The sequence below is a fragment of the Bacillus cereus group sp. BfR-BA-01349 genome, assembly GCF_022663795.1.
GTDB classification, from domain to species: Bacteria; Bacillota; Bacilli; order Bacillales; family Bacillaceae_G; genus Bacillus_A; species Bacillus_A cereus.
This window is the reverse complement of record NZ_JAKUGE010000012.1, coordinates 78,638-104,114: the sequence shown is the minus strand read 5'-3', so window position 1 is coordinate 104,114 and position 25,477 is coordinate 78,638. Positions and strand designations below refer to the sequence as shown.

Here is a 25,477-nt window from a genome sequence, read left to right as displayed (position 1 = left end):
CATCAATGTCACGTAGATTTACACTCAGGTAAGTTGGATTGATAAATGGAGAGCCGTATACTTGGAGACAAGTACGTACGGTTCGGGGGGGAGTACATGGAAACCTATCATAGAAATATGATAAGGCGCTGGGTACTTACCCTACCGTAAATGAGGCGTTGCATTTCATCAATACCTTCATCAAATTCATGGTTTCCGATTGTACCAACATCAAATTTTAAGTCATTTAAAAATTCAATTGTCGGTTCATCTTGTAATAATGCTGAAACTGGTGGACTAGCTCCGACGATATCACCAGCATGTACGAGAAGTGTATTAGGGTTTTGTTTTTTACGTTCTTTTAAATAAGTAGCTAAGTAATCAGCGCCACCAGCTTCTTTATTATTGATTTTTTTAACAGTATCTAGTTGTCCATGGAAATCATTAATACCAAGCATTTGTACGTCTATGTAGTGGTTTTGTTCAGCTGGATTCTGAGATGGGGGAGCGGCAAATACGCTTGAAAAAGTAATGGTGCTTAAAACAGCAACGGCAGGAATAATTTTTTTCCACATAATATAATTCTCCTTTTTTATAATCTGACATCATACGACATAATTTTAATAGATTCATAGGATTATAGCCACACAAAAATTTAGTCTTTTCGAAAAATTAACATATTTACAAAAAGTGAATAATAGAGTAAAGACCCTTTTTTATTGTCGATTTCATCGTGTATCTACTATAATGGAGAAAAAAGTAAAAGGTGAGTAGCATGAAGAAAAAGAAACAAAGACAAATACAAAGACAAAGACAATCACAAGCGAATCAACCAAAGAAAGAAACACTTACATTAGGCGATCAATTAAATGATTCACTCATGCAACAATTAAAGAGTAAGAAGAAAGAGTTGCAAGTGAGGGAAGAGGAAAAAGAGGCAGCTGAACTGGAAAGAAAGCGCCAAGAACAAAAAGAACGTGAAAAGAATAAATCATTTGAAGAACTGCTAAGTGAAAGTAACCTTACTTGGAAAGACTTTAAATAATAAAAAATGATCAGTGAAATACCACTGATCATTTTTTGACGAGCTTGTAAGAAAAGGGGAGTTAGAATGAGAAAAATTGTCGTTGTTCCACATGAAAACCATTGGAGTGAAAAATTTCAAATGGAGGCTAAAAGATTAAAATCAGCGATGCCAGAAACGGTAAAAATTCATCATATTGGAAGTACGTCAGTTCCTGGACTGGCAGCTAAACCTATTATTGATATGATCATGGAAGTAGAAAATATCGAAAGAGTAGATGGGTGGAATGAACGATTTATAGAGCTTGGTTACATCGTAAAAGGGGAAAATGGTATTTCAAGACGCCGATATTATATTCATGGAACTGAAGAAAAACGTTCGTATCATTTACACGTGTTTGAAAAAGGAAATCCAGAGATAGTAAGGCATTTAGCATTTCGTGATTATATGATGGCTCATTGTGAAGAAGCAGAGGCATATGCAACCTTAAAGAAAGAATTAGCCGAAAAGTATACATATGATGGCGCGTTATATACGGAAGGAAAAAATGAGTTTGTGCGCAATGTGGATGAAAAAGCGAAAGAATGGAGAAAAAATAACGTGAATGAATGAATTCACGTTATTTTTTAGCTATATAAAAGTGTTATGTAAACTGTACGTATGTTTTGACTTTTGGGATGAATCTTGTTGAAATAAAGTTGTGGCTTATAAAAATGTAACAATGAAAGGGAGACGACTGTGCATATTCCAACAACTACACTTCATAATGGCGTGAAAATGCCGATGATTGGTCTAGGCGTATATAAAGCGAAAGAAGGAGACGAAGTAAAGCAAGCAGTAAAAACAGCGTTAGAAGTTGGATACCGTTCGATTGATACAGCAACTGTATATGAAAATGAAAGCGGTGTCGGAGAGGCGATACGTGAATCAGGAATTCCAAGAGAAGATCTATTTATTACAACAAAAGTATGGAACGACGATCAAGGATATGAGGAGACACTCGAGGCATTTGAAAAGAGTTTGAAAAAATTACAAATGGACTATGTAGATTTATATTTAATACATTGGCCGGTAAGAGGGAAGTATGTTGATACGTACCGAGCTTTGGAGAAATTGTATGAAGAAGGTAAAGTGCGCGCGATTGGTGTTTCTAATTTTCATAAACATCATTTAGAACTATTATTACCAAATTGCAAAGTGAAGCCGATGGTAAACCAAGTGGAACTTCATCCGGTGTTGACGCAATTTGAGTTGCGCAATTATTGTCAAGATGAGCAAATTCAAATGGAAGCATGGAGTCCGTTAATGAGGGGCGGAGAAGTATTCCAGCATCCAATCATTCAGGCTATTGCTAACAAATATGAAAAAACACCTGCACAAGTTATATTAAGGTGGGATATTCAAAGCGGGATTGTTACAATTCCTAAATCTGTTACACCATCTCGTATTAAAGAAAACTTTACTATTTTTGATTTTGCACTAACTGAAGAAGAGATACGTCAAATTAACACGTTGAATCGTGATTTACATGTAGGAACGAATCCTGATAAATATGATACGTTATAAAAAAGACTGTCTCCTAATACTGGAGACAGTCTTCTATTTATCGGTAATTCGATATTTTTAACGATGCAAAGCATATGTGTCATATTTAACAATCTTTTGAAGTTGTATATATTCTTCTTTCGTTAAAGGTAACTGTTGGCTAGCTCGTATATTTTCCTGTAATTGTTGAAGCGAGCTTGCACCAGGTATAACAGCTGCAACAGTCTTATTATGTAAGCAATATTGAATAGCTGTTCCTGTTAAAGAGCGTTCTCCAATCGTTTCTTTTACACTCGCTAGAGTTGTATGTAATTCATCGTAAGAATAAGAGAGATAATCCTTTTCCTTTACTCTTTCTATTTTTCTTGCATTGTTGTCAGTTAAAATTCCTTTTGCAAGTGGCCCGCGGGCAATGACGCTAATTTGGTGTTCATTCAGAAGGGGGAACCATTCTTCTGGACGACGATTTAAAAGGCTATATTCCATTAGTACACTAACGATGTTTGAGCGTTTTGCATACTCACGAACGACATTTGGGCGTATAGAAGAAATACCGTAATGGCGAATAATACCTTCCTTTTTCAATTCTTCAAAAGCTTCAATTGTTTCATCTATTGGATCTTCAATCGTTCCGCCATGAAGTTGGTAAAGGTCAATATAATCAGTTTGAAGTCTACGTAAACTTTCCTTTACTTCAGTCTTTATGTAAGCTTTAGAAGGATCCCAAGACCAGCCATTTTTTTCTTCTGTCCAACGATTTCCAACCTTCGTTGTAAGTACAATTTGGTCTCTTCTTCCCTTCAAGGCTTTTCCAACAAATTCTTCATTTAATCCGTAATCATATAAATCTGCTGTATCAAAAAAATTAATTCCTAAATCGATCGCTTCATCGATAATATGCATAGCTTCTGTTTCAGATGTACCGAGAGACATACAGCCAAGGCCCATTTCTGTAACAAACAAATCTGAGTTTCCTAATTGACGTTTTTTCATAGGTCAACCTCCTTACCTTTATTGTACGAGAGGGAAAAGAGGTTGACAAACGTTTACTCTTCGCTGCGCATTAACTGCCCGTAAAAACATGATTAATGTTTCACTTTATTTGCTGTAATCCACTCTTGTACAGTTGTATACTCTTTGCTATATTGCTTTAGCTTATGGCGAATTTGCCATGCTTTTCCGACTAAAGTGACGCGATTTGGTAAAATATAAACTTTCATTTCTATCACGCTCCTTTCAATGTGGTAAAATGTATGAGGAAAGAATAGGAAATAGAACAGGGAGATGAAGTAGTGTGAGTAATCTTGCAGAGAGAACAGTAAAAACTGAGCCGATTTTTGATGGTAGAGTTATAAAAGTTCGTGTTGATGATGTAGTATTACCAAATGGAGCAATGAGTAAACGTGAAATTGTAAATCACCCTGGTGCAGTTGCTATTATTGCTATTACTGATGAGGGGAAAATTGTGCTTGTTGAGCAGTATCGTAAAGCACTTGAAAAAGCGATTATAGAAATTCCGGCTGGCAAGTTAGAACCTGGTGAAAAACCTGAAGTAACAGCAGTTCGTGAATTAGAAGAGGAAACAGGATATGTATGTGAAAATATGGAGCTCATTACTTCTTTCTATACATCTCCAGGATTCGCAGATGAAATTTTATATGTATATAAAGCGACAGGTTTGACAAAAAAAGAAAATAAAGCTGAGTTAGATGAAGATGAGTTTGTGGAATTAATGGAAGTATCGTTAGAAGAAGCGATTACTCTTATGAAAGATCTTCGTATTCATGATGCGAAGACGATGTTTGCAGTACAATATTTACAACTACAAAAATAAACACTCGCCAAAGGCGAGTGTTTTTTAATTGATTTTTGCATATACACGTGCATCACGTAAGCTACCATCTGGTGCTAGGAAATCATTTTCCATTGTACCTTCTAGAATGAATTCTAGACGTTCTGCTAAGCTACATGCATTTATATTTGTTGCATCAGTACGAATTTCAATTCTTCTAGCGCCTAGTTTATCAAAGGCGAACTGAATTGCACCTTTAACAGCTTCGGTCATATAGCCTTGTTTTGTATAGGCACTATGTAGCCAGAAGTGAAGTGAAAACTTTGGAATATCCCAGTTTTCAGGCTTTAGTGTAATTGCTCCGATGAATGTACCAGATACTTTATCGTATAAGTGAAAATCAAGTGTTTCACGAAGTAAAAACTGTCCGTGAGCTTCGCGAACAATTTCTTCAGCACTCTCTTCTGTTTCAGCGTTAATTGGTATCCACGGTACTAAGTCTTCTAGAGAAGCTTGGATTGCTTCATATACTTCTGCACCATCACCTGGAAATGGTTTACGAACTTGCAAGCGTTCAGTTTGAAATAATGTTGGAAAATCTAATAATAATGGTTTCAAGAGAAATCCCTCCTATTTTCTACTTTTTAGTTTAGCAAAGTAGAGCGGAATTTCAATGTTAATTCGTCATACTTTTTTCTTTCTTTCATACATTTTTAATAAGAGTGTGAACGGAGGGAAGAAAAATGTGGCGAAAAAATTGGCAAGACCGTGTAATGTCTCACATACAGGAAAACTCTTCATTATATATATTTAACGCCGTTTTATTATTGATGGGAGTAATATTCGGAGCCATTCTGGTGAATAGTTTACAAATCAATCAAAAACAAGATTTATCATTTTATTTACAACGTTTTTTTGGACAAGTCTCTAAAGGAGAATTTGCTATTGCGGGCGAAATGTTTCGAGAAAGTTACTTTTCGCAATTAAAATACATCGGGTTTATTTGGATTTTAGGGATTTCAATTATTGGATTACCACTTATTTTTATTTTATTATTTGTAAAAGGAGTTGTCGTTGGATTTACAGTTGGTTTTTTAGTAAGTCAGCATGGATGGAATGGACTATTATTAGCATTTGTATCTGTTTTGCCACAAAATTTAATTATCATTCCAGTCTTTCTCGTTATGACAACTATTGCTGCAAGTTTTTCTTTACGGATGATTAGGCATCAATTTATTAGAAAAATAACCGAGCCACTATTACCATTATTAATCCGTTATACATGCTTCTTTCTTGTAATTGGAGTAGTGTTAGCACTTGCTTCTAGTGTGGAGGCTTACGCATCACCAGTTTTAATGAAAGAAGTCGTTGAGGCTATTAATAAAAAATAAATACTTTTTGAGAATAATTATCAATTTGTTTTTATTGTTTTTTCTTTTGACAGAAGCCCTTCTTCTGATATAATGGTGTAAGAGTGGCGAGGAGGGAGTAGTACCGAATGGAAGAAAGAATTGAACGAATTAAGAAGCAATTACATGCAGCGAGCTACAAATTAACACCGCAACGTGAAGCAACAGTTCGTGTGCTGCTAGAAAATGAAGAAGATCATTTAAGCGCAGAAGATGTTTACCTCCTTGTAAAAGAAAAGTCGCCAGAGATCGGATTAGCAACCGTCTATCGAACTTTAGAACTATTATCTGAGTTAAAAGTTGTCGATAAGATTAACTTCGGAGACGGTGTTTCACGCTATGACTTACGCCAAGAAGGTGCGCAGCGTTTCCACCATCATTTGATTTGTACACAATGTGGTGCTGTACAAGAAATACAAGAAGATTTACTTGGTGAAGTGGAAAGGAAAGTAGAACGAGACTGGAGCTTTAAGGTGAAAGATCATCGTTTAACATTCCATGGGATTTGTAAAAATTGTCAAGAAAATGAAACGGATGAAAAATAACCTTTTCCTATTTATCTAGGAAGAGGTTTTTTATTTGAATAAGGTATAAATTGGTGAAAGCTTGGCATATGTTGTAATAACTTATATTTTGGAGGAATTTACAATGCGCCGAGCTTTAAAATTAACTTTTGATGGAATAAAAGTATTTTTATTATTTACAAGTTGTACGATTTTGTTTTATTTCGCTATACTATGGATAAATGAAGAATATGAAAGCTATCATCGTTATGAAAAACCTAAAGAAGAGACTGTAGAAAAAGTATCAGGGAATGAAGAACCGGCAAAGGATGCTTTCGTAAATAGAATGATGTTTTTCTATGAAAATGGGGAGTAGTGTAGAGTGGAAGATCAATTAAAAGATTTTATTCATTATATGGTTGTCGAAAAAGGATTAGCAAAGAATACAGTAGTATCTTATGAACGGGATTTAAAAAGCTACGTAAAGTATTTGCAAAATGTGGAACAGACGAAAACTTTTCATGAAGTGACCCGTTTACACATTGTTAACTTTTTGCAGTATTTAAAAGAGAACGGAAAATCTTCGAAAACATTGGCGCGTCATATCGCATCAATTCGTTCGTTCCACCAATTTTTACTTCGTGAACGAGCGGTAGAACACGACCCATCCGTACATATTGAAACGCCACAAGGGGAACGGAAATTACCAAAAGTATTATCAGTTGATGAAGTAGAGGCGTTACTTCAAACACCAAAAATGACAAGTGCTTTTGGGATTCGTGATAAGGCGATGCTAGAGTTACTGTATGCGACAGGACTTCGTGTTTCAGAATTGATTGCACTCAATTTAGAGGATGTACATTTAACAATGGGATTTGTTCGTTGCATAGGGAAAGGGAATAAAGAAAGAATTATTCCACTAGGAAGTTTAGCAACGGAAGCGATTCAAAAGTATATTGAAAAAGGAAGAAGAGAATTAATGGGGAAAAAAGTAGTAGATGCACTCTTTTTAAACCATCATGGTAATCGATTATCAAGACAAGGATTTTGGAAAATATTAAAACGATTAGCGAAAGAAGCAAATATTGAAAAAGAGCTTACACCTCATACGTTGCGTCATTCGTTTGCTACGCACTTATTAGAAAATGGAGCAGATTTACGTGCTGTACAAGAAATGCTTGGACATGCAGATATTTCAACGACGCAAATCTATACGCACGTTTCAAAAACTAGATTAAAAGATGTATATAAACAGTTTCATCCGAGAGCATAGTTACTATGCTCTTTTTTTCATAGATTAAGAGGGGAAGAGCGTTTCACAGAAACTTCACAAACATTTCGTATATTGTTTTCAGCAGAAGACTGGAATATTACAATGTATTTCCTCTATACTAAATAAAGTATAAAGGAGGAAATGATGATGAAAAAACTGATTATAACTTTATTTATCGCGATGCTAGCGTTGGCTGGCTGTAATACAAACAAAGAAGAACCGAAAAAAGAACAGAAACTTGAAGCTGTAAAAGTAGCAGTACAAACAAATCCGAAAGAAATTAAACCAGGTGAAAAAACAGAAGTACAAGCACTTGTTACACAAGGGAAAGAAAAAGTAACGGATGCCGATGATGTAAAGTTTGAAATTTGGAAAGATGGCGACGAAAAACACGAGATGTTAGATGGTAAGCATAAAGGAAAAGGTGTTTATGCAGTAGAGAAAACATTCGAAACGGATGGAGTATACCATATTATCGCTCACACAAATGCACGTGAAATGCACGTTATGCCAGAAGTAAAAGTTGCTGTAGGAAATGCGAAAGTAGAAGATGCAAAAAAAGAAAATAGTGATCACAGTGCAGGACATGGAGATCATAAAAGTGACACAATGATCCATCTTATGGCTGGAGACATAAAGGCAAATGCTGAATCTACAATGAAAGTTCATTTAAAACAAAAAGAAGAAGCCCTAACTGGTGCTGAAGTACAACTAGAGATTTGGAAAGATGGTGTTGAAAAACACGAATTTATTCCAGCGAAAGAAGGGAATAAAGGAGAGTATGAAACAAAACATACTTTCAAAGAGAACGGTGCTTACAAAGTGAAAGTACATGTAAGAAAAGGCGAATTGCATGAACATAAAGAAGAAACAATAGAAGTAAAATAAAAAGTAGCTCTTTAGAGCTACTTTTTATTTTTAATATGAAGAAATAAATCATAAAAAAATTAGCACTTCGTTGCAGAATGGATTACAATAGAAGTGTGAAGAAAATGAGAAATTCTACGAAAATGTATTAAAAAGAAAGCGTAAACATGTTATGATATCAGTATCAGATGTCTGACATCTGACTTAGAAAAAACTAGAAATGTTTTTGAATCGTTTCAAGTAAACGAAATAGGTTAGAAAATGATTTAAAGAAGTACTGTTTGACAATGAGAATTCTTTTGGATAACAGTTTCACTTTATAGCGTTTTGAACATACTACAAGAAGTAGAACTGAACTTATAGGAGGTCGCAGTTATGAATAAATATAAACGTATATTCCTAGTCGTAATGGACTCTGTGGGAATCGGTGAAGCACCAGATGCTGAGCAATTTGGTGATTTAGGATCTGACACAATTGGTCACATTGCTGAACATATGAATGGGTTACAAATGCCTAACATGGTGAAATTAGGTCTTGGTAACATTCGAGAAATGAAAGGTATCTCTAAAGTAGAGAAACCACTTGGATATTACACAAAAATGCAAGAGAAATCTACTGGTAAAGATACAATGACAGGTCACTGGGAAATCATGGGCCTTTACATTGATACACCATTCCAAGTGTTCCCGGAAGGATTCCCGAAAGAATTACTTGATGAATTAGAAGAAAAAACAGGCCGTAAAATTATCGGTAATAAGCCAGCTTCAGGAACTGAGATTCTTGATGAACTTGGTCAAGAGCAAATGGAAACAGGCTCTTTAATCGTTTATACTTCTGCTGATAGCGTATTACAAATTGCAGCACACGAAGAAGTAGTGCCACTTGATGAGTTATATAAAATCTGTAAAATTGCACGTGAATTAACATTAGATGAGAAATACATGGTAGGTCGTGTTATTGCTCGTCCATTCGTTGGTGAACCTGGAAACTTTACACGTACACCAAACCGTCATGACTATGCACTAAAACCATTCGGCCGTACAGTAATGAATGAATTAAAAGATAGTGACTACGATGTAATTGCTATCGGTAAAATCTCTGATATTTATGATGGCGAAGGGGTAACGGAATCACTTCGTACGAAGTCTAACATGGATGGAATGGATAAGCTTGTAGATACATTAAATATGGACTTTACAGGTCTTAGCTTCTTAAACTTAGTTGACTTTGATGCATTATTCGGCCACCGCCGTGATCCACAAGGATACGGAGAAGCTCTGCAAGAATATGATGCACGTCTTCCAGAAGTATTCGCAAAACTAAAAGAAGATGATTTATTACTAATTACAGCAGACCACGGTAATGATCCAATTCATCCTGGTACTGACCATACACGTGAATATGTACCATTATTAGCATATAGCCCAAGCATGAAAGAAGGCGGACAAGAGTTACCACTTCGTCAAACATTTGCTGATATTGGTGCAACAGTAGCAGAAAACTTCGGTGTGAAAATGCCAGAATACGGAACAAGCTTCTTAAACGAGCTAAAGAAATAGGGGGATAAACAAATGAATCGTGAACTTATTACAAAATCAGCTTCATACTTAAAAGAGAAATTTCAAGAGACACCACAAGTAGGACTAATCCTTGGATCAGGACTAGGTGTATTAGCAGACGAAATTGAGAACGCAGTAACAGTACCTTACAGTGAAATCCCTGAGTTCCCAGTATCAACTGTAGAAGGCCATGCAGGTCAACTAGTATTCGGTACACTTCAAGGTGTAACAGTAGTAGCAATGCAAGGACGTTTCCACTTCTATGAAGGATACGACATGCAAAAAGTAACATTCCCAGTTCGTGTTATGAAAGAACTAGGTGTAGAAACAGTTGTTGTAACAAACGCAGCTGGTGGTGTAAATACATCATTTGAGCCAGGCGATCTTATGTTAATCTCAGACCACATTAACTTCATGGGTACGAATCCATTAATCGGACCAAATGATTCTGAAATGGGCGTACGTTTCCCTGATATGTCTACGTCATATACGGTAGAACTTCGCGAAATGGCGAAACAAGTTGCAGCAGACTTAAATATTAAAGTACAAGAAGGTGTATACGTAGGAATGACAGGTCCTGTATATGAAACACCTGCTGAAATTCGTATGCTTCGTACACTTGGCGGAGATGCAGTTGGTATGTCAACAGTACCTGAAGTAATTGTAGCGCGTCATGCTGGTATGAAAGTATTAGGTATTTCTTGTATTTCAAATATGGCAGCTGGTATTTTAGATCAGCCACTTCACCACGATGAAGTAATTGAAACGACAGAACGTGTTAAAGCGAACTTCTTAGCATTAGTAAAAGCAATCGTAAAACAAATGAAGGGGTGACCTCACAATGAGAATGGTGGACCTAATTGCAAAAAAACGTGACGGACATGCATTAACGACAGAAGAAATTAACTTTATTGTTGAAGGATATACAAATGGTGATATTCCTGATTATCAAGTAAGTTCACTTGCAATGGCAATTTTCTTCCAAGATATGAACGATCAAGAGCGTGCTGATTTAACGATGGCAATGGTAAATAGCGGTGATACAATCGACTTATCGGCTATTGAAGGTGTAAAAGTAGATAAGCATTCAACAGGTGGTGTTGGTGATACAACGACACTTGTATTAGGTCCATTAGTAGCTGCTTTAGATGTACCAGTAGCGAAAATGTCTGGACGCGGTTTAGGACATACTGGTGGTACAATTGATAAATTAGAAGCAGTCCCAGGATTCCATGTGGAAATTGAAAACGATGAATTCATGCGTCTTGTAAATGAAAACAAAATCGCAGTTATCGGCCAAAGTGGTAACTTAACACCTGCTGATAAAAAGTTATATGCACTTCGTGATGTAACAGCAACAGTAAACTCAATTCCGCTTATTGCAAGTTCGATTATGAGTAAAAAAATTGCTGCTGGTGCAGATGCAATTGTTCTTGATGTAAAAACTGGAGCAGGTGCATTTATGAAAACGGATGAAGATGCAAAACGTTTAGCAGAAGCAATGGTACGTATCGGTAATAACGTTGGTCGTAACACGATGGCAGTTATTTCGGATATGAGTCAACCACTTGGTGAAGCTATTGGTAACGCACTAGAAGTACAAGAAGCAATTGATACATTACAAGGTAAAGGGCCGAAAGATTTAGAAGAGTTATGTTTAACACTTGGAAGTCAAATGGTGTACCTTGCTGGACAAGCTTCATCTTTAGAAGATGCACGTGAAAAGCTAATTGAAGTAATGAACAACGGAAAAGCGCTAGAATCATTTAAAACGTTCTTATCAGCTCAAGGCGGCGACGCATCTGTTGTTGATGATCCTTCTAAATTGCCACAAGCACAATTTAAAATTGAAGTGGAAGCGAAAGAAGACGGATATGTATCAGAAATCGTTGCAGACGAAATCGGAACAGCAGCAATGCTTTTAGGAGCAGGACGTGCAACGAAAGAGTCTGAAATTGATTTAGCAGTTGGTCTAATGCTGCGCAAAAAAGTAGGCGATAGCGTGAAGCAAGGTGAATCCCTTGTTACAATTTACGCAAACCGCGAAAATGTTGAAGATGTAAAAGCGAAAATTTATGAGAACATGAAGATTTCTAAAGAACATGTAGATGCACCAACTTTAGTACACAGTATCGTAACGAAGTAATAAAAAAAGCTGAGGAGATTTCTCCTTGGCTTTTTTTACTATTTTTTGTTTATAATAATAATGGGTGAAATTATGATTAGAATTTGTGCAGTAACAAAAACAGATGAAGTATTATATGATGTTTCGCTAGAAGAAACAAAGAAAGACCATATTGTATGGTATTGGCTAGATTTATATAAGCCAACGAAAGAAGAGTATACATATATTCTGCAAGACCATTTTAAGTTCCATCCCCTTGCAATTGAAGACTGTATAGAATATGTACAGAGGCCAAAAGTTGATTTTTATGATGGATATAACTTTTTAGTTCTTCATGCATTTGGGGAAGATGGACTAGAACCGCACGAAATCGATTTATTTATTAGTGATCGTTATATTGTTTCTTTCCACTTTTCTCATAACAATGCAATCGAAAGAGTATGGAAAACACTTGGAGAAAAGAAGCGTATTAAAAATAGTCCTTTACACGTAGCTCATACAATTATCGACCAAATTGTAGATGACTATTTTGCGCCTGTATATTACATTGAGGATCATTTAAATGCAATTGATGATAATTTAACGGGGGAGACAGCAGGAAGTGTATTAGAAGAGGTATTTGATATACGTGCAGATTTATCAAAGCTAAGGCGTACAATTATTCCGATGCGTGATTTATTATATCGTATTTTAAATTCGACTCGTTTTTACGGTATAAGCGATCATGAAATTTACTTTAAAGATATACATGATCATTTGCTTAAACTAACAGAAATGATTGAGGCAAGCCGAGAGTTAACAGCAGATATTCGGGATAGTTATTTTTCATTAAACTCACATCATATGAATAACATTATGAAAACATTAACTGTATTCTCGACTATTTTCATGCCATTAACATTTATTGCGGGAGTATATGGAATGAACTTTACGCATATGCCAGAGCTTGGTGGACAATATAGTTATTTTATTTGTCTACTTATTATGGCACTAATTGGCGGCGGAATGATGGCCTGGTTTTATAAAAAAGGATGGTTTAAGTAAAAAAACACCGAGGATTTCCTCGGTGTTTTTTAACCAATAGCATGTAATACAAACATAGCTAAGAATAAGCATGTAATGATATACATAGATGGTGCGACTTCTTTACGCTTTCCAAGAGCAACTTTTAAGATAGGGTAAGCAATAAATCCGAACGCAATGCCATCAGCGATACTATATGTGAGCGGGATCATAACGATAATTAAGAATGCTGGAAATCCTTCTGAAAAATCATTCAGAGGAATTTGTTGAATGCTTGTAATCATCAGACCGCCAATAATAATTAAGATGGGTGCAATGGCACTATCAGGAATTAATTTGACAAATGGAAGAGCAAACAGTGATGCAAAAAATAGCAACCCAGTAACGATAGACGTCAGACCGGTCTTACCACCTGCAGTAATACCTGCGGCACTTTCTACTGTTGAAACGGTAGGACTTGTGCCAAATAGACCACATGTCATTGCTGAAATTGCATTGGCTTGGTAAGCACGTGGGAATTTACGATCATCTTCTAATAAACCGTGCAGAAGTCCCATGTTCTCAAAAATAAGCACCATGCTTAAAGAGAATGTTGCAATCCAAAATGGTAAGGAAGAAAGTTTCCCAAATGACATAGCTCCAAACACATCACCGTAATTGGCGAATGAGAATGAACTACCTCCCACTTGACTCGTATCCACAAGACCAAATAGCCAGGCGATACCAGTTCCTATTGCAATCGTCCATAAAAAGTTTCCACGTACGTTACGAATAAATAATACAAGTGCAATGATAAGAGTAAGTAATGTCGCAAGAACGACAGGATTACTTAATTTCCCCATTGCCACAGCAGTATTTGGGTTCGAAACGACTAAACCACCTTTTTGCAATCCGATAAACGCTAAAAATAATCCGATGCCGACAGTAATCGCTTCCTTTAATGACTTTGGAATTGATACTGATAGCACGCGAGCGATTGGTGTAAAAGCGGCAATTGCAAAAATAATACCAGAGATAAAGACAGCAGCCAATGCTTCTTGCCAAGTTAGTCCAAGCGTATGCACAGCTGTGTACGTGAAGAATGCATTTACACCCATACCCGGGACAAGAATAGCAGGTGCATTTGCCCAAAATGCCATGAGTAGACATCCGACAAATGAACTAAAAACAGTTGCTAAAATTCCAGCTTCAAGAGGAATGCCAGCATCTGATAAGATTGACGCATTTACAATCATAATATATACGATTGTGAAAAATGACGTAACTCCAGCTAAAACTTCTTGTTTTGGTGATGTTTCGTGTAAACCTAATTTAAATGTTCTTTCAAGTATTCCTTTCATGTTAAACCTTCTTTTTCATATCCCTCTCCCACCCGTGATATCTCTTTTGTAAGAGCTCACCGTTCTTTATTATATCAGAACATCATGTTTTTACAACAAGTAAAATGATAACGTTTACTTGTAAAGAGAATTCGTTATAAATACGTAAAAATAGCCCGTATGGATGAAATGATTTCTAATTCACCCGATTGAATGGGCGGGGCTGCTTGCGCATGTAAAGTAGCATAAGACGTAACCTCCCGTGGTAATTGGGCAGATTCTTCAACGAATGAGAGAGGAACAGGATTAATATTTGAATTATATGTACTCGCAATAGCACGAGCTTTTTCCACTGCCTGGTGCAGAGCTTGAATGAGAGCTTGCTCATAATATTTATTTGGATGAGATACTCGGAAACGTAAACCTTTTGCTACATTTGCGCCATTTGAAACGGCTATATCATATACTTCCCCAGCTTTTTGTACATTTAAAACGGTAATTTCATACAAATGCTCCACACGGTATCCTTGTAGCAATGCTTTATCATTTACATATTCGTATTGAGGAGTAATCGTATAAGAAATCGTTTCTATATCTTTATCGGCAATACCAAGCTGTTTAAGTGCATCCAGCAATTGTTTGGATTGCACTGCATTTTCTTCTTGAGGCTGTTTTACATTTTTATCATCTGTTCGAATGCCAAGCGTTAATATAACAACATTCGGTTTTGCTTTGACAACGCCTTCGCCTTGTACAGTAATAGTAGCTTCTTTACCAGTATTAGCTGTGCGTACGTTGTGTAAATAAGGATTCATTCCACCCTGCATTTTCCATCACCATCCTTTTTATATGTATATGTGTGAACAAAAAAGAAATTTATATGAAAAAAGTTACATAAATGAGAATGTTGAGGAAAGAAAGCATGTACAACATAGGTATTTATAGATTATAATATGTGTAAATATGATAAAAAAGGGACGAGGCTATTGAACGAAAAAAGAGAAACACTGATTTTAGATTTATCTGCATCATTTCGAAAAATGATACGTTTATTACAAAATGATATTAATACACGTTTTGCAGAACATATGCCATATAATGAATTTTCTGTATTACGTGCGTTATTTTTAAAGAGTCCACAGATGGCTTCGCAAATTGCGAGTGAAGTAAACGTAACCTCCAGTCATATTACAGCTGTTACAGATCGTCTCGTACGAAAAGGATTAGTAGAAAGAAAACGTTCTAATTCAGATCGTCGAATCGTGTACTTAGAAATTACAGAGCACGGAAGAGAAGTAACTGAAAAACTTGAAGCTGTGCGTAAAGAATATTATAAAGAGAGATTTAAAGGTTGGAGCGACCAAGAAATAGAAATGGTCTTAGAACTATTTGGCCGCGTATTATAATAAATGAGGATAGGAAGCGAAAGCATTCCTATCCTTTTTCTTTTGAATAAAAATATTTTGAAACTCCGATACTTTAATTAAAAGATCGGAGGAAAGATTATGAAATATATTGCTGCACTTACCATTTTATTTGGTGGTTTTTTCTATTTTCAAACATTTACGTACGCAGATACGCCTATCCAAGTGGTACGAAAAGAAGTGAAGTACATTGAAACCGATAATACAGTCTTATATTCGAAATTATGGGTTCGTTCTATGCAAAACGCAGTATTATTCCACCATAGCGATAATATTCGTAATCAGGACACATTACGTAATGTAACAAGTTCATCGCTTGTTAAAGCGAAACAACTACCTTTTCAGAAAGCGGCCCTCTATATACCGAGATTATCGCAATACGTATCAAAAGCAGGAAAAGAAAACATTCAAGTATACTACATTGCGATTCACTATAATGTGAAAAAAGAAAATGCATATCAACTAGATGGCATGAACTATTTTCTACAAGTATTTGTGAAAGAGCGTGGGGAATGGAAAATTGCTGAAAGTGTAGTTGCACCGACAGAGCAAATTGTGCAAAATGGTGATGGATTTGGGATGAAAGAAGAGATGGTGTATGGGGATAGGAGAGAGAATGTGAAATAACCTCTTTATTTAGATAGGGACATATATAATAAAAAGCATTGCTCTTGTGCAATGCCTTTTTATTTAGTTCATATAAGAGTTAAATAATTCATAACATCTTTCTTTTGTCAGCTTCTATTAATGCCATTGTTCCGTGTTTATAGTTTCACATCTATAATGCTTTTGGAAACATGTATCCACCATCTTAATGCATATTTATTTCCCTACAAAAGCAAATTTCAATTTTAATAGACGTGTAAAAATGAAGTAACTTATGGTAGCGAATAGGAAAAATCCAACATAATAAGACAGAAGTGCATCTCGTCCGCCTAATATTCTACCACCAAGTAGTCCGAAGCATAGAACAGTGCAAATTATGAACCATTTTTGCAAGTTAGGAAACAATAGTATTTTTCCACTTTGTTCGTTCGGTGTACGTGTGTATAGAAAGGTTGCTATTGATAAAAAGGTAATGATGTAAGCAAATGGTGTTAATAGTGTCCAAGGAGAAGGTACAGAAATACGCTCCGTAGGATTGTCCTGTGATATACTGGGAAGTTTATTGCCATAGTCATCAAATGTTTCTATCGGGTGGTAATCATAAGTAATAGAAAAATATTCTAATGGTGAAATGATACCTATATGTTGTAAGTACTCATGAGTATGGTGCTCTATTTCTCCCATTGCATCTACAGACCATTGTGTGTGTGAATAAATGAATCCGGAAATTAACAATCCAAAACCGTATGGTAAAAATAATAGAATGATAGTTAAAATACTTTGAGAAAATATATGTCCAGTAAGAGTCCCGATAAATAAGGCGAATGTATAAATAGCGATAAGTACAACGGTAGCATATAGAAAGTAACTATAGAACGGAGCAAAGGTTTGATACTCATTGTGAAACGACATGTTCTTTATTCCGTACATGCTAATCCAGCAAACAATTTGTACTGTAATAATATTCAAAACACCAAGCCACCATTTTGTTAAAAAAATATCCTTTCGTTTAAAAGGCATCGAGAATAGAAAATCAGTTGATTGATTATTACGTTCCCATCCAATTAAAAGACAAGCGAGTGCAATTAGAGTAGCTCCTTGAAAGAAGACGGCACCATCAGATGTCTGAAAATAGTAGGAGTAGTAATATGCATAGTCACCAAACTTCATTTTTGATAGTTTTAGTTGCATTTGCGCTTCTTGATAATATTTATAAGGTAGTTGATATAAACTAGTTAACCAAAATAATAGAATTATATATTTTCCTTGCTTCCATTGCCTCATCCATAAAGCTTTATGAAACATGTGAATCCTCCTCAAATGTAGTGATAAAAATATCTTCAAGTGACATTGTTAATTCTTCAATGAGCAGTGGCTGTTCTTTATGAAACTTTTCTAATGTAGCTGCCACATTTCCTTCAATTAAGATTGTATATACTTTTCCTGTTTGATTTAATATTTTAATATTGCTTAAGTTTTCTAGCTTTTGAGGTAATGAACGTTCGTAAGCTACTTGTATTTTTGCAAATCGTGATTTTGCATCGTCTAGTGATGTAATAGACGAGATAGTATGGCCTTTTAATATAATAATTGTATCTGCAATTTGTTCTACTTCATCTAAATGATGAGTGGAGATGAAAATGGTAATCTCTTTTTCTGCAACTTCTCCAACGAGAAACTGTAAAATTTTCCTTTTCACGATAGGATCAAGTCCATTTGTCGGTTCATCTAAAATGACATATTCTGCCTTTGGAGAAACGGCTAAAATGATGGCGAGCAGTGCTTTCATGCCTTTTGAATAGCTACGAATTCGTTTGTTTGGTAAGTTAAAACGTTCTAACAGTTCATAGAAATGTGTTTCATCAAATGCGGTATAAACTTCTTTATAAAACTTTACGATTTCTTTTATCGTATAGCCGTTCAGTATATTAGTAGAATCAGGAACATATACGATTTTTTGTTTCGTTTCAGGATTTTTATGGATGTCGATATCCTCATATGTAACAGTTCCCTCGTCTGGGTCCAAAATGCCGACCATCGTTCGCAATAAAGTTGTTTTCCCCGCACCGTTTCTTCCGAGTAATCCGATGATACTCCCTCTTTGCAATGTGAAAGAAACATCGTCTAAAATTGTTTGATTATCAATTGTTTTCTTCAAGTTTGTCACTTTCAACATCTGTATTCCCTCCAATCTCTTTATAGTATGAATCTATCCAATCATGAATTTTATCTTTCGTAATACCAAGATAAGAGGCTTCTAATAGTAATTGATGAAATTGCTTTTCAACCATAGCGATTTTCCTTTCGTCTAATGTTGGGGTAATCGATTGGGATACAAATGTTCCTTTTCCTCGTAACGTTTCAATAATTCCTTGTCGCTCTAACTCTTGATACGCTTTACTCACTGTATTTGGATTTATAACGAGTAAAGAAGCGAGTTCGCGTACAGAAGGAAGTTTATCACTTGGAGTCAATATGTTTTTCAATACGAGTTCTTTTATATTTTGAACAATTTGTTCCCATATCGGAGTGTTGCTTCTTGGATCAAGTTGAATATGCAAGAGCAATGTCTCCTTCCTCATATGTATTAAGTGTACTACTTCGTGTAATACACTTAATACAATATAGGGGATGAATGTGTTTGTCAACTGAAAATGTTAGAAAAATTTGGTATTAAAAAAGGATAAATTGGGAAAAATAGGTCTGATATAGAATGGAGGGTTAGTCATGAAGCGAGTTTTTGGAATACTTGTTTGTTTCATGTTATTGCTTTCTGGAACTTCAGTGAGTTTCGCACAATCTGAGAAAACGAAGCAGGAGAAAACAGAAGAAACAACGCCGAAGTTAGCGGAACAAGCGTCGTCAGCAATCGTAATTGAGCAAGATACAGGTAAAGTTTTATTTGATAAAAACCCAAATGAAAAATTACCACCTGCTAGTATGACAAAGATTATGACAATGCTTTTAATTATGGAACAAGTTGAAAAAGGAAAACTAAAACTGACCGATAAAGTTAGAGCGAGCGAACATGCAGCTTCAATGGGTGGATCGCAAATCTTTTTAGAACCTGGGGAAGAGATGACTGTAAATGAGATGTTAAAGGGTATTGCAATTGCATCTGGAAATGACGCATCTGTTGCAGTAGCCGAGCATATCGCAGGTTCAGAAGAAGGATTTGTAAATATGATGAACAAAAAGGCGAAAGATCTAGGGCTGAAAAATACACATTTTCAAAACCCAACAGGTCTTCAGGCCAAAGACCATTATTCGACAGCAAATGATATGGCTATAATGGCGAGAGAATTGATGAAGTATCCACTTATTCGTAAATACACAGGTAAGTACGAAGATTATTTACGTGAAGATACGGATAAAAAGTTTTGGCTCGTTAATACGAATAAGCTAGTACGTTTTTATCCTGGCGTAGATGGAGTAAAAACAGGTTTTACGACAGAAGCGAAATATTGTTTAACAGCATCGGCTGAAAAAAATGGCATGCGTATCATTTCAGTTGTCATGGGAGCACCAACATCAAAAGAACGGAACAACCAAGTGACGAAGCTTCTTGACTATGCATTTGGACAATATATGACAAAGAAATTGTATACGCGCGGCGAAAAAATTAAGACAGTTCAAGTAGGGAAAGGGAAAAAAGAAAAAGTAGATTTAGTTGCATCAGATAATGTTTCTCTTCTTATGAAGAAGGGCGAGAATATGGACAAGGTAAAACAAGAAGTAATTGCTGAAAAGAAAGTAAAAGCACCGATTAAAAAGGGTGACGCGCTTGGTACACTTGTTATTAAAAAAGATAAGGATGTTTTATTAAAACAAACAATTGTAGCAAAAGAAGATGTTGCTGCAGCGAGCTGGTGGGAGTTATTTAAAAGAAGCTTTGGGATGTTTTCAACATCAAAATAGCGGCAAATATTTTGCCGCTTTTCTATTCGTATGTAAGTGAATAATGCTGAAAGGTTTCACTTTATGACGAAATAGTTCTTCTTTTGTCAGCAGGAAGGATTCTTATTTTGTATCACGAAAATCTTTATGTATGTGAATAAGTAAAGTTTGAGCATAAGGAGGAAATCGTGTGAGTCTTTCCATGCAATTAGAAGTAAAACGTGACGTCCTATGTGTGAGACTAGAGGGTGAATTAGATCATCATACGGCTGAAGAGTTGCGAACGAAAGTAACAGATATGATTGAGACACATGGTGTTCATCATATTGTTTTGAGCCTAGAGAACTTATCTTTTATGGATAGTTCTGGTCTAGGTGTTATATTAGGCCGATATAAACACGTAAAGGGATTAGGTGGAGAAATGGTTGTTTGTGCAATTTCACCGCCTGTTAAGCGTTTATTTGAAATGTCGGGCTTATTCAAAATTGTTCGCTTAGAAGAAAGTGAAGCGCACGCGCTCGCGACGTTGGGGGTGGCATAGATGAGAAATGAAATGAACCTTCAATTTTCAGCATTAAGTCAAAATGAATCGTTCGCTCGCGTTACTGTGGCGGCTTTCATTGCACAACTAGATCCAACGATGGAAGAATTAACGGAGATTAAAACAGTTGTGTCAGAAGCGGTTACAAATGCAATTATTCATGGATACGAAGGAAATGCAGAAGGTATTGTTTATATTTCTGTAATTTTGGAAGAAGCAATGGTGAAACTCACGATTCGAGATGAAGGGATTGGAATCTTTAACTTAGATGAAGCGAGACAACCCCTTTTTACAACTAAACCTGAATTAGAGCGTTCCGGAATGGGATTTACTATCATGGAAAATTTTATGGATGAAGTAGAAGTTATTTCAAACGAATCTTTCGGGACAACAATCCATTTGACAAAATACTTATCAAATAGTAACGCTCTATGCAATTAAGGAGAATAGCCTATGGACATAGAGGTCAAAAATGAGAAGAAGAAACCTCAGTTAAAGGACCACGAGCTAAAAGCGTTAATTCAAAAAAGTCAAGATGGAGATCAACAAGCGAGAGATACAATCGTTCAAAGTAATATGCGCCTCGTTTGGTCGGTTGTACAGCGGTTTCTTAATCGAGGATACGAACCAGACGACCTATTTCAAATTGGATGTATTGGACTCTTGAAATCGGTAGATAAATTTGATTTATCTTTCGACGTGAAATTTTCAACATATGCAGTTCCAATGATTATTGGCGAAATACAACGTTTCTTACGTGATGATGGATCAGTGAAAGTTAGTAGGTCTTTAAAAGAAACAGGAAACAAAATTCGAAAGATGAGAGATGAGCTTTCGAAAGAATTCGGAAGGGCTCCAACGATTAATGAAGTGGCAGAGGCACTAGAACTAACGCCAGAGGAAGTTGTTCTAGCGCAAGAAGCGAGCCGGGCCCCTTCATCTATACATGAAACTGTATATGAAAACGATGGAGATCCAATCACTATTTTAGATCAAATTGCAGATCAATCTGAAACGAAATGGTTCGATAAAATTGCTTTAAAAGAAGCGATTAGAGAACTAGATGAACGAGAGCGCTTAATTGTATACTTGCGTTACTATAAAGATCAAACACAGTCAGAAGTAGCAGAGCGCATAGGCATTTCGCAAGTACAAGTTTCAAGACTTGAAAAGAAAATATTAAAACAGATGAAAGATCGAATAGACGAATAATTGTCTATTCGATTTTTTTATGCCGTTAATAGGAGAGAGATGTTAATTTTCGCAAAAATTAACAGAATTTATTGATAATTTAGTTAATTTGAAATATAATCCAAGTATGAACTTGTCATAAAGGGGGAAGGAAACATGGAAACGAGGCAACAATGGGGAACGAGAGCTGGATTTATTTTCGCAGCGGTCGGATCTGCCGTTGGATTAGGAAACATATGGCGTTTTCCTTATACAGCGTATGAAAATGGAGGAGGAGCATTCTTTTTACCGTACTTATTTGCATTATTAACGACTGGTATTTCATTGTTAGCGTTTGAATTTGCCCTTGGTCATCGTCATCGTGGTTCAGCACCACTTACATTTTTCCGTATTAGCCCGCGTGCCGAATTTATTGGATGGTGGCAAATGTGCGTAACATTTATCGTTTCAACATATTATGCAGTGATTATTGCTTGGTCTATATCGTATACATACTTTGCAATTACTGGAGCATGGGGAAAAGACACGCAATCATTTTTATTTAAAGAGTACTTACATGTTGCAGATAAGCCAGGACAATTTGGAGGACTTGTACCGGAAGTATTAATTCCGTTAGCTCTCGTTTGGATTATTGTGCTTGGCGTTGCATTTAAAGGAGTTAAAAAAGGAATCGAAGTTGTTAACCGTATATTTATTCCTTTATTAGTTGTTATGTTCCTTATTATCGTCGTTCGTGCAGTGACGATGGAAGGTGCTATGCAAGGACTAGATGCATTCTTTAAACCAGATTGGAGTCGTATTTTTGATGGGAAAGTATGGCTTGCTGCTTATGGTCAAATATTCTTTAGTTTATCTTTAGCATTTGGAATTATGATTACGTATTCTAGTTATTTACCGAAAAACTCGGATACAACAAATAATGCCTTTATTACTGGATTTGCAAACTCAGGATTTGAATTATTAGCAGGTATTGGGGTCTTTGCAGCTCTTGGATTTATGGCAAATAATATGGGAGTACCGGTTGATAAAGTAGCAAGTGCTGGCGTTGGGCTTGCGTTCGTAGTATTTCCGCAAATTATTAATGAATTGCCGATGTCACCGTTGTTTGGTGTATTATTTTTCTTATCGTTAACGGTTGCTGGAATCACATCACTTATTTCACTCGCGGAAGTATGTTTTGCCGCTGTATCTGAAAAATTCAGTTTAAGTCGGGAAAAAACCATTGGAATTATGGGAACCCTTCTCGTGTTAGTTTCTCTTGTATTTGCAACACGTGGTGGGCTTATGTTCTTAGATGTTGTCGACTATTTCGCTAATAATTTCGGATTAATTACAATTGCACTTGCGGAAGTAGTGACGATAGGGCTCATTTTACGTCGTTTACCAGTTTATCAAAATCATGCAAACTTTGTATCTGATATTAAATTAGGAACGTTTTGGAGAGTGAGTTTACTCGTTATTACTCCGCTTATGTTAGGGTATATGCTAATTGATGGTACAATCCAAAATATTAAAAAGAATTATGGAGATTATCCGACTGAGTTTGTTGTAACGTATGGTTGGTCGATAGCAGCAGCATTCCTCATAGTTGCAATAATCATTGGCCTGAAAAAATGGGATGCACAAATTCATTCGGATTCTGCCAAGCTTGAAAAAGAATGGAAAGATCGAGGTGTTTCATAATGAGTGGATCAGCGATTATGATGATGGTTATTGGAATAGTAGTCATTTGGGGAGGGCTTGCATTAAGTATTGCAAACTTATTTAAGAAAAAGGCATAAGTAAAAAACATCTGTACCGAAATGGTGCAGATGTTTTTTTATGAAAAAATTGTATTAGAAAAAAATTCAATAACCATACTACAACTACGAGGAAGAGTGAAGGAGTGAATGAAAGTTGGAACAAACGATTTATATTAAAATGCGCAATCGTTTAAAGGTTTCTCCTACTTATGAAGTAAAGCTGGGCGATGTTGCTCAACTTGCCGGAGATTCTTCCGTAGTTGAGTTGTTACAAAATGAGATAGTTTACAAAATAACAGCGCATGATAAGACGCATGTTGTAATTGATGTTATGAAAGTAATTGAGATTATTCAACAGAAAGCATCTCATGTACAAATTAATTTACTCGGTTCTGGACAAACTCTTGTTGAAATTATATACGAAAAAAAGAAGGCGCACCCAATTTTTTTCGGGCTTGTATGGCTGTTACTTTTCATTGGAGCGGCCCTTGCGATCATTTATTTCCATGAAGATGTAAGTATGCAACAAGTACATCAACGGTTATATTACATGATTACTGGAGAATTTAATGCGCAACCACTTTTATTTCAAATTCCTTATTCTTTAGGTCTTGGCTTAGGGATGGTTTTATTCTTTAATCATGTATTTCAAAAGCGAATTAATGAAGAGCCAAGTCCGCTAGAAGTTGAGATGTTTCAATACCAACAGTCACTTGATCAGTATGTAATCGTTAATGAAAACAAGGATAATATGAAACAACTTACCGATGATTGAGTCTGGATTTGTTATTTTAATTGGTTTAGCTGGAGGGATTGCGGTAGGTAGCGGATATGTCGCATTTTTAGCTGTACTTGGTATAATCCCCCGTTTAGCCCAATTAACGAGAAGTGGAAAGCATATTCAATATTTTGAGTGGGCAGTCATTGCAGGTACTTTAACAGGGGCTTGGTGCAGTTTGAAAAACATTACATTTCAAACGTCGCAATATTGGCTCGTTATATTAGGGATATTTTGTGGCACGTTCATTGGAATGCTTGCTGCAGCATTAACAGAGGTGTTAAATGTTCTACCTATTTTAGCGAAACGAGTAGGGGTAGAGGGGAAGATTATTGTTTTACTCGTCGCTCTTGTACTTGGGAAAGTAATAGGATCGTTGTTTCACTGGATTTATTTCGTAAAGTAGGAGGCAGTATATAAATGACAAGTCAGAAATTGAAGGATGATTACATAAATAAAGTGAAGGAGTATCATCCAAAGCCAAACTATTTACTAAATTGTATCAAAGCATTTCTTGTAGGTGGACTCATTTGCACAGTTGGAGAAGTATTGATGAAATTTTATATACATTATTTTCACTTCAGTGAACAAGAGGCAGGAAACCCAACTGTTGCAACCCTTGTTTTATTATCCGCGATTTTAACAGGGTGTGGTGTATATGATAAAATCGGTCAATTTGCTGGAGCAGGATCAGCGGTACCGGTAACAGGATTTGCAAATTCTATGGCGAGCGCTGCCTTAGAACATAAGAGCGAAGGGGTTGTTCTAGGGATTGCTACAAATATGTTTAAACTGGCAGGAAGTGTGATTGTATTTGGGGTTGTTGGTGCATATATCATTGGGTTAATAAGGTATACCTTTAAAATTTTTATGTCTTAA

General features: G+C 36.0%; 32 protein-coding genes and 1 pseudogene. 24 read left to right on the top strand and 9 right to left on the bottom strand.

From position 1 onward, the window contains the following. Window positions 1–143: 143 nt before the first annotated feature. Window positions 144–554: pseudogene (locus MR169_RS09415) on the bottom strand (metallophosphoesterase); the annotation flags it as partial. A 200-nt stretch (window positions 555–754) separates the two neighbouring features. On the opposite strand from MR169_RS09415, the gene MR169_RS09410 reads away from it, so the two are divergent. From MR169_RS09410 to MR169_RS09400, 3 genes are all read left to right on the top strand, one after another. Further along, window positions 755–1,024, top strand: coding sequence for a YqkE family protein (locus MR169_RS09410; RefSeq protein ID WP_242319310.1), 270 nt, complete (start codon window positions 755–757; stop codon window positions 1,022–1,024). A gap of 66 nt (window positions 1,025–1,090) precedes the next feature. Next, the gene (locus MR169_RS09405; protein WP_016118585.1) at window positions 1,091–1,615 is read left to right on the top strand and encodes a GrpB family protein; all 525 of its coding nucleotides are present in this window, start codon (window positions 1,091–1,093) and stop codon (window positions 1,613–1,615) included. Window positions 1,616–1,741: 126 nt separating this feature from the next. Continuing rightward, window positions 1,742–2,569, top strand: coding sequence for an aldo/keto reductase (locus MR169_RS09400; protein ID WP_242319309.1), 828 nt, complete (start codon window positions 1,742–1,744; stop codon window positions 2,567–2,569). A 57-nt stretch (window positions 2,570–2,626) separates the two neighbouring features. Here MR169_RS09400 and MR169_RS09395 read toward each other — a convergent pair whose 3' ends face one another. Beyond that, window positions 2,627–3,541, bottom strand: a complete 915-nt coding sequence (locus MR169_RS09395) for an aldo/keto reductase (protein ID WP_000747213.1) — start codon at window positions 3,539–3,541, stop codon at window positions 2,627–2,629. 92 nt (window positions 3,542–3,633) lie between these two features. Then, complete coding sequence (mciZ, locus tag MR169_RS09390; RefSeq protein WP_000870302.1) at window positions 3,634–3,768, bottom strand: Z-ring formation inhibitor MciZ; 135 nt, start codon at window positions 3,766–3,768, stop codon at window positions 3,634–3,636. Window positions 3,769–3,842: 74 nt separating this feature from the next. On the opposite strand from mciZ, the gene MR169_RS09385 reads away from it, so the two are divergent. Beyond that, window positions 3,843–4,382, top strand: coding sequence for an NUDIX hydrolase (locus MR169_RS09385; RefSeq protein WP_000067041.1), 540 nt, complete (start codon window positions 3,843–3,845; stop codon window positions 4,380–4,382). A 24-nt stretch (window positions 4,383–4,406) separates the two neighbouring features. Here the strand turns inward: MR169_RS09385 and MR169_RS09380 are convergent, their stop codons facing one another. After that, entirely contained in the window at window positions 4,407–4,958 is a 552-nt protein-coding gene (locus MR169_RS09380) for a GNAT family N-acetyltransferase (protein WP_000803479.1), read from the bottom strand. 155 nt (window positions 4,959–5,113) lie between these two features. On the opposite strand from MR169_RS09380, the gene spoIIM reads away from it, so the two are divergent. From spoIIM to corA, 9 genes are all read left to right on the top strand, one after another. Continuing rightward, window positions 5,114–5,731, top strand: a complete 618-nt coding sequence (gene spoIIM, locus MR169_RS09375) for a stage II sporulation protein M (protein ID WP_013142149.1) — start codon at window positions 5,114–5,116, stop codon at window positions 5,729–5,731. A 107-nt stretch (window positions 5,732–5,838) separates the two neighbouring features. Next, window positions 5,839–6,294, top strand: a complete 456-nt coding sequence (fur, locus tag MR169_RS09370) for a ferric iron uptake transcriptional regulator (RefSeq protein WP_000392657.1) — start codon at window positions 5,839–5,841, stop codon at window positions 6,292–6,294. 103 nt (window positions 6,295–6,397) lie between these two features. Beyond that, on the top strand, window positions 6,398–6,628 hold the full coding sequence (locus MR169_RS09365) for a YqzK family protein (protein ID WP_001250432.1): 231 nt from the start codon (window positions 6,398–6,400) through the stop codon (window positions 6,626–6,628). A 6-nt stretch (window positions 6,629–6,634) separates the two neighbouring features. Beyond that, a complete protein-coding gene (gene xerD, locus MR169_RS09360) occupies window positions 6,635–7,525 on the top strand; it encodes a site-specific tyrosine recombinase XerD (protein WP_000390088.1) in 891 nt (296 codons plus the stop codon). Between the two features lie 147 nt (window positions 7,526–7,672). Continuing rightward, a complete protein-coding gene (locus MR169_RS09355; RefSeq protein WP_000733456.1) occupies window positions 7,673–8,413 on the top strand; it encodes a FixH family protein in 741 nt (246 codons plus the stop codon). Between the two features lie 354 nt (window positions 8,414–8,767). Further along, window positions 8,768–9,952: a phosphopentomutase gene (gene deoB, locus MR169_RS09350; RefSeq protein WP_001046079.1), complete on the top strand. Its 1,185-nt coding sequence runs from the start codon at window positions 8,768–8,770 to the stop codon at window positions 9,950–9,952. Between the two features lie 12 nt (window positions 9,953–9,964). After that, a complete protein-coding gene (locus MR169_RS09345) occupies window positions 9,965–10,786 on the top strand; it encodes a purine-nucleoside phosphorylase (protein ID WP_001078446.1) in 822 nt (273 codons plus the stop codon). Window positions 10,787–10,793: 7 nt separating this feature from the next. Continuing rightward, window positions 10,794–12,098, top strand: coding sequence for a pyrimidine-nucleoside phosphorylase (locus MR169_RS09340; protein WP_001243071.1), 1,305 nt, complete (start codon window positions 10,794–10,796; stop codon window positions 12,096–12,098). Between the two features lie 60 nt (window positions 12,099–12,158). Further along, a complete protein-coding gene (corA, locus tag MR169_RS09335) occupies window positions 12,159–13,121 on the top strand; it encodes a magnesium/cobalt transporter CorA (protein WP_002000765.1) in 963 nt (320 codons plus the stop codon). Between the two features lie 29 nt (window positions 13,122–13,150). On the opposite strand, the gene MR169_RS09330 is transcribed toward corA, so the two are convergent. Together MR169_RS09330 and MR169_RS09325 are read right to left on the bottom strand one after the other, a co-directional pair. Beyond that, window positions 13,151–14,440, bottom strand: a complete 1,290-nt coding sequence (locus tag MR169_RS09330) for an NCS2 family permease (RefSeq protein WP_242319308.1) — start codon at window positions 14,438–14,440, stop codon at window positions 13,151–13,153. 134 nt (window positions 14,441–14,574) lie between these two features. Further along, window positions 14,575–15,246, bottom strand: coding sequence for an SIMPL domain-containing protein (locus MR169_RS09325; protein WP_242319307.1), 672 nt, complete (start codon window positions 15,244–15,246; stop codon window positions 14,575–14,577). 159 nt (window positions 15,247–15,405) lie between these two features. On the opposite strand from MR169_RS09325, the gene MR169_RS09320 reads away from it, so the two are divergent. Together MR169_RS09320 and MR169_RS09315 are read left to right on the top strand one after the other, a co-directional pair. After that, window positions 15,406–15,825: a MarR family winged helix-turn-helix transcriptional regulator gene (locus tag MR169_RS09320; protein ID WP_001003305.1), complete on the top strand. Its 420-nt coding sequence runs from the start codon at window positions 15,406–15,408 to the stop codon at window positions 15,823–15,825. A gap of 99 nt (window positions 15,826–15,924) precedes the next feature. After that, window positions 15,925–16,470 (top strand): hypothetical protein, encoded by a 546-nt coding sequence (locus MR169_RS09315; RefSeq protein WP_000873783.1) that lies wholly within the window; start codon window positions 15,925–15,927, stop codon window positions 16,468–16,470. Between the two features lie 195 nt (window positions 16,471–16,665). On the opposite strand, the gene MR169_RS09310 is transcribed toward MR169_RS09315, so the two are convergent. From MR169_RS09310 to MR169_RS09300, 3 genes are read right to left on the bottom strand one after another with little or no spacing between them, the layout of a single operon-like run. Further along, the gene (locus MR169_RS09310) at window positions 16,666–17,754 is read right to left on the bottom strand and encodes an ABC-2 transporter permease (protein ID WP_242319306.1); all 1,089 of its coding nucleotides are present in this window, start codon (window positions 17,752–17,754) and stop codon (window positions 16,666–16,668) included. Further along, window positions 17,744–18,625, bottom strand: a complete 882-nt coding sequence (locus MR169_RS09305) for an ABC transporter ATP-binding protein (protein WP_242319305.1) — start codon at window positions 18,623–18,625, stop codon at window positions 17,744–17,746. Before MR169_RS09305 ends, MR169_RS09310 begins: the two co-directional genes overlap by 11 nt. Continuing rightward, entirely contained in the window at window positions 18,591–19,010 is a 420-nt protein-coding gene (locus MR169_RS09300) for a GntR family transcriptional regulator (protein ID WP_242319304.1), read from the bottom strand. The genes MR169_RS09305 and MR169_RS09300 overlap by 35 nt, the downstream gene beginning before the upstream one ends. 166 nt (window positions 19,011–19,176) lie before the next feature. Between MR169_RS09300 and dacF the strand changes: the two genes are divergently transcribed. The 9 genes from dacF to spoVAC all read left to right on the top strand — a co-directional run bounded on the left by dacF (window position 19,177) and on the right by spoVAC (window position 25,477). Continuing rightward, window positions 19,177–20,367 (top strand): serine-type D-Ala-D-Ala carboxypeptidase DacF, encoded by a 1,191-nt coding sequence (gene dacF / locus MR169_RS09295; RefSeq protein WP_242319303.1) that lies wholly within the window; start codon window positions 19,177–19,179, stop codon window positions 20,365–20,367. Window positions 20,368–20,536: 169 nt separating this feature from the next. After that, window positions 20,537–20,887 carry an anti-sigma F factor antagonist gene (gene spoIIAA / locus MR169_RS09290; RefSeq protein ID WP_000059135.1) on the top strand — a complete coding sequence of 117 codons (351 nt, stop codon included), beginning with the start codon at window positions 20,537–20,539 and terminating at the stop codon, window positions 20,885–20,887. Next, on the top strand, window positions 20,888–21,328 hold the full coding sequence (gene spoIIAB / locus MR169_RS09285; protein ID WP_001243398.1) for an anti-sigma F factor: 441 nt from the start codon (window positions 20,888–20,890) through the stop codon (window positions 21,326–21,328). A 12-nt stretch (window positions 21,329–21,340) separates the two neighbouring features. Beyond that, window positions 21,341–22,099 carry an RNA polymerase sporulation sigma factor SigF gene (sigF, locus tag MR169_RS09280; RefSeq protein ID WP_000350729.1) on the top strand — a complete coding sequence of 253 codons (759 nt, stop codon included), beginning with the start codon at window positions 21,341–21,343 and terminating at the stop codon, window positions 22,097–22,099. 135 nt (window positions 22,100–22,234) lie between these two features. Continuing rightward, a complete protein-coding gene (locus MR169_RS09275) occupies window positions 22,235–23,761 on the top strand; it encodes a sodium-dependent transporter (protein WP_000450088.1) in 1,527 nt (508 codons plus the stop codon). After that, complete coding sequence (locus tag MR169_RS09270) at window positions 23,761–23,859, top strand: methionine/alanine import family NSS transporter small subunit (protein ID WP_000016826.1); 99 nt, start codon at window positions 23,761–23,763, stop codon at window positions 23,857–23,859. The genes MR169_RS09275 and MR169_RS09270 overlap by 1 nt, the downstream gene beginning before the upstream one ends. 115 nt (window positions 23,860–23,974) lie before the next feature. Further along, window positions 23,975–24,595: a stage V sporulation protein AA gene (locus MR169_RS09265; RefSeq protein ID WP_061663476.1), complete on the top strand. Its 621-nt coding sequence runs from the start codon at window positions 23,975–23,977 to the stop codon at window positions 24,593–24,595. Continuing rightward, window positions 24,588–25,004 carry a stage V sporulation protein SpoVAB gene (gene spoVAB, locus MR169_RS09260; RefSeq protein WP_000572936.1) on the top strand — a complete coding sequence of 139 codons (417 nt, stop codon included), beginning with the start codon at window positions 24,588–24,590 and terminating at the stop codon, window positions 25,002–25,004. Before MR169_RS09265 ends, spoVAB begins: the two co-directional genes overlap by 8 nt. Window positions 25,005–25,018: 14 nt before the next feature. Further along, on the top strand, window positions 25,019–25,477 hold the full coding sequence (gene spoVAC, locus MR169_RS09255) for a stage V sporulation protein AC (RefSeq protein WP_000203810.1): 459 nt from the start codon (window positions 25,019–25,021) through the stop codon (window positions 25,475–25,477).

Bases quoted from the DNA above. Each gene is read 5' to 3' on its own strand.
- MR169_RS09275 (WP_000450088.1), top strand. From the start codon at position 22,235: ATGGAAACGAGGCAACAATGGGGAACGAGAGCTGGATTTATTTTCGCA.
- MR169_RS09315 (WP_000873783.1), top strand. From the start codon at position 15,925: ATGAAATATATTGCTGCACTTACCATTTTATTTGGTGGTTTTTTCTAT.
- deoB (WP_001046079.1), top strand. From the start codon at position 8,768: ATGAATAAATATAAACGTATATTCCTAGTCGTAATGGACTCTGTGGGA.
- sigF (WP_000350729.1), top strand. From the start codon at position 21,341: ATGGACATAGAGGTCAAAAATGAGAAGAAGAAACCTCAGTTAAAGGAC.
- MR169_RS09330 (WP_242319308.1), bottom strand. From the start codon at position 14,440: ATGAAAGGAATACTTGAAAGAACATTTAAATTAGGTTTACACGAAACA.
- MR169_RS09405 (WP_016118585.1), top strand. From the start codon at position 1,091: ATGAGAAAAATTGTCGTTGTTCCACATGAAAACCATTGGAGTGAAAAA.
- MR169_RS09340 (WP_001243071.1), top strand. From the start codon at position 10,794: ATGAGAATGGTGGACCTAATTGCAAAAAAACGTGACGGACATGCATTA.
- MR169_RS09310 (WP_242319306.1), bottom strand. From the start codon at position 17,754: ATGTTTCATAAAGCTTTATGGATGAGGCAATGGAAGCAAGGAAAATAT.
- MR169_RS09325 (WP_242319307.1), bottom strand. From the start codon at position 15,246: ATGCAGGGTGGAATGAATCCTTATTTACACAACGTACGCACAGCTAAT.
- mciZ (WP_000870302.1), bottom strand. From the start codon at position 3,768: ATGAAAGTTTATATTTTACCAAATCGCGTCACTTTAGTCGGAAAAGCA.
- MR169_RS09355 (WP_000733456.1), top strand. From the start codon at position 7,673: ATGAAAAAACTGATTATAACTTTATTTATCGCGATGCTAGCGTTGGCT.
- MR169_RS09395 (WP_000747213.1), bottom strand. From the start codon at position 3,541: ATGAAAAAACGTCAATTAGGAAACTCAGATTTGTTTGTTACAGAAATG.
- spoVAB (WP_000572936.1), top strand. From the start codon at position 24,588: ATGATTGAGTCTGGATTTGTTATTTTAATTGGTTTAGCTGGAGGGATT.
- spoIIM (WP_013142149.1), top strand. From the start codon at position 5,114: ATGTCTCACATACAGGAAAACTCTTCATTATATATATTTAACGCCGTT.
- MR169_RS09365 (WP_001250432.1), top strand. From the start codon at position 6,398: ATGCGCCGAGCTTTAAAATTAACTTTTGATGGAATAAAAGTATTTTTA.
- MR169_RS09270 (WP_000016826.1), top strand. From the start codon at position 23,761: ATGAGTGGATCAGCGATTATGATGATGGTTATTGGAATAGTAGTCATT.
- MR169_RS09305 (WP_242319305.1), bottom strand. From the start codon at position 18,625: ATGTTGAAAGTGACAAACTTGAAGAAAACAATTGATAATCAAACAATT.
- corA (WP_002000765.1), top strand. From the start codon at position 12,159: ATGGGTGAAATTATGATTAGAATTTGTGCAGTAACAAAAACAGATGAA.
- spoVAC (WP_000203810.1), top strand. From the start codon at position 25,019: ATGACAAGTCAGAAATTGAAGGATGATTACATAAATAAAGTGAAGGAG.
- dacF (WP_242319303.1), top strand. From the start codon at position 19,177: ATGAAGCGAGTTTTTGGAATACTTGTTTGTTTCATGTTATTGCTTTCT.
- fur (WP_000392657.1), top strand. From the start codon at position 5,839: ATGGAAGAAAGAATTGAACGAATTAAGAAGCAATTACATGCAGCGAGC.
- spoIIAB (WP_001243398.1), top strand. From the start codon at position 20,888: ATGAGAAATGAAATGAACCTTCAATTTTCAGCATTAAGTCAAAATGAA.
- MR169_RS09345 (WP_001078446.1), top strand. From the start codon at position 9,965: ATGAATCGTGAACTTATTACAAAATCAGCTTCATACTTAAAAGAGAAA.
- MR169_RS09410 (WP_242319310.1), top strand. From the start codon at position 755: ATGAAGAAAAAGAAACAAAGACAAATACAAAGACAAAGACAATCACAA.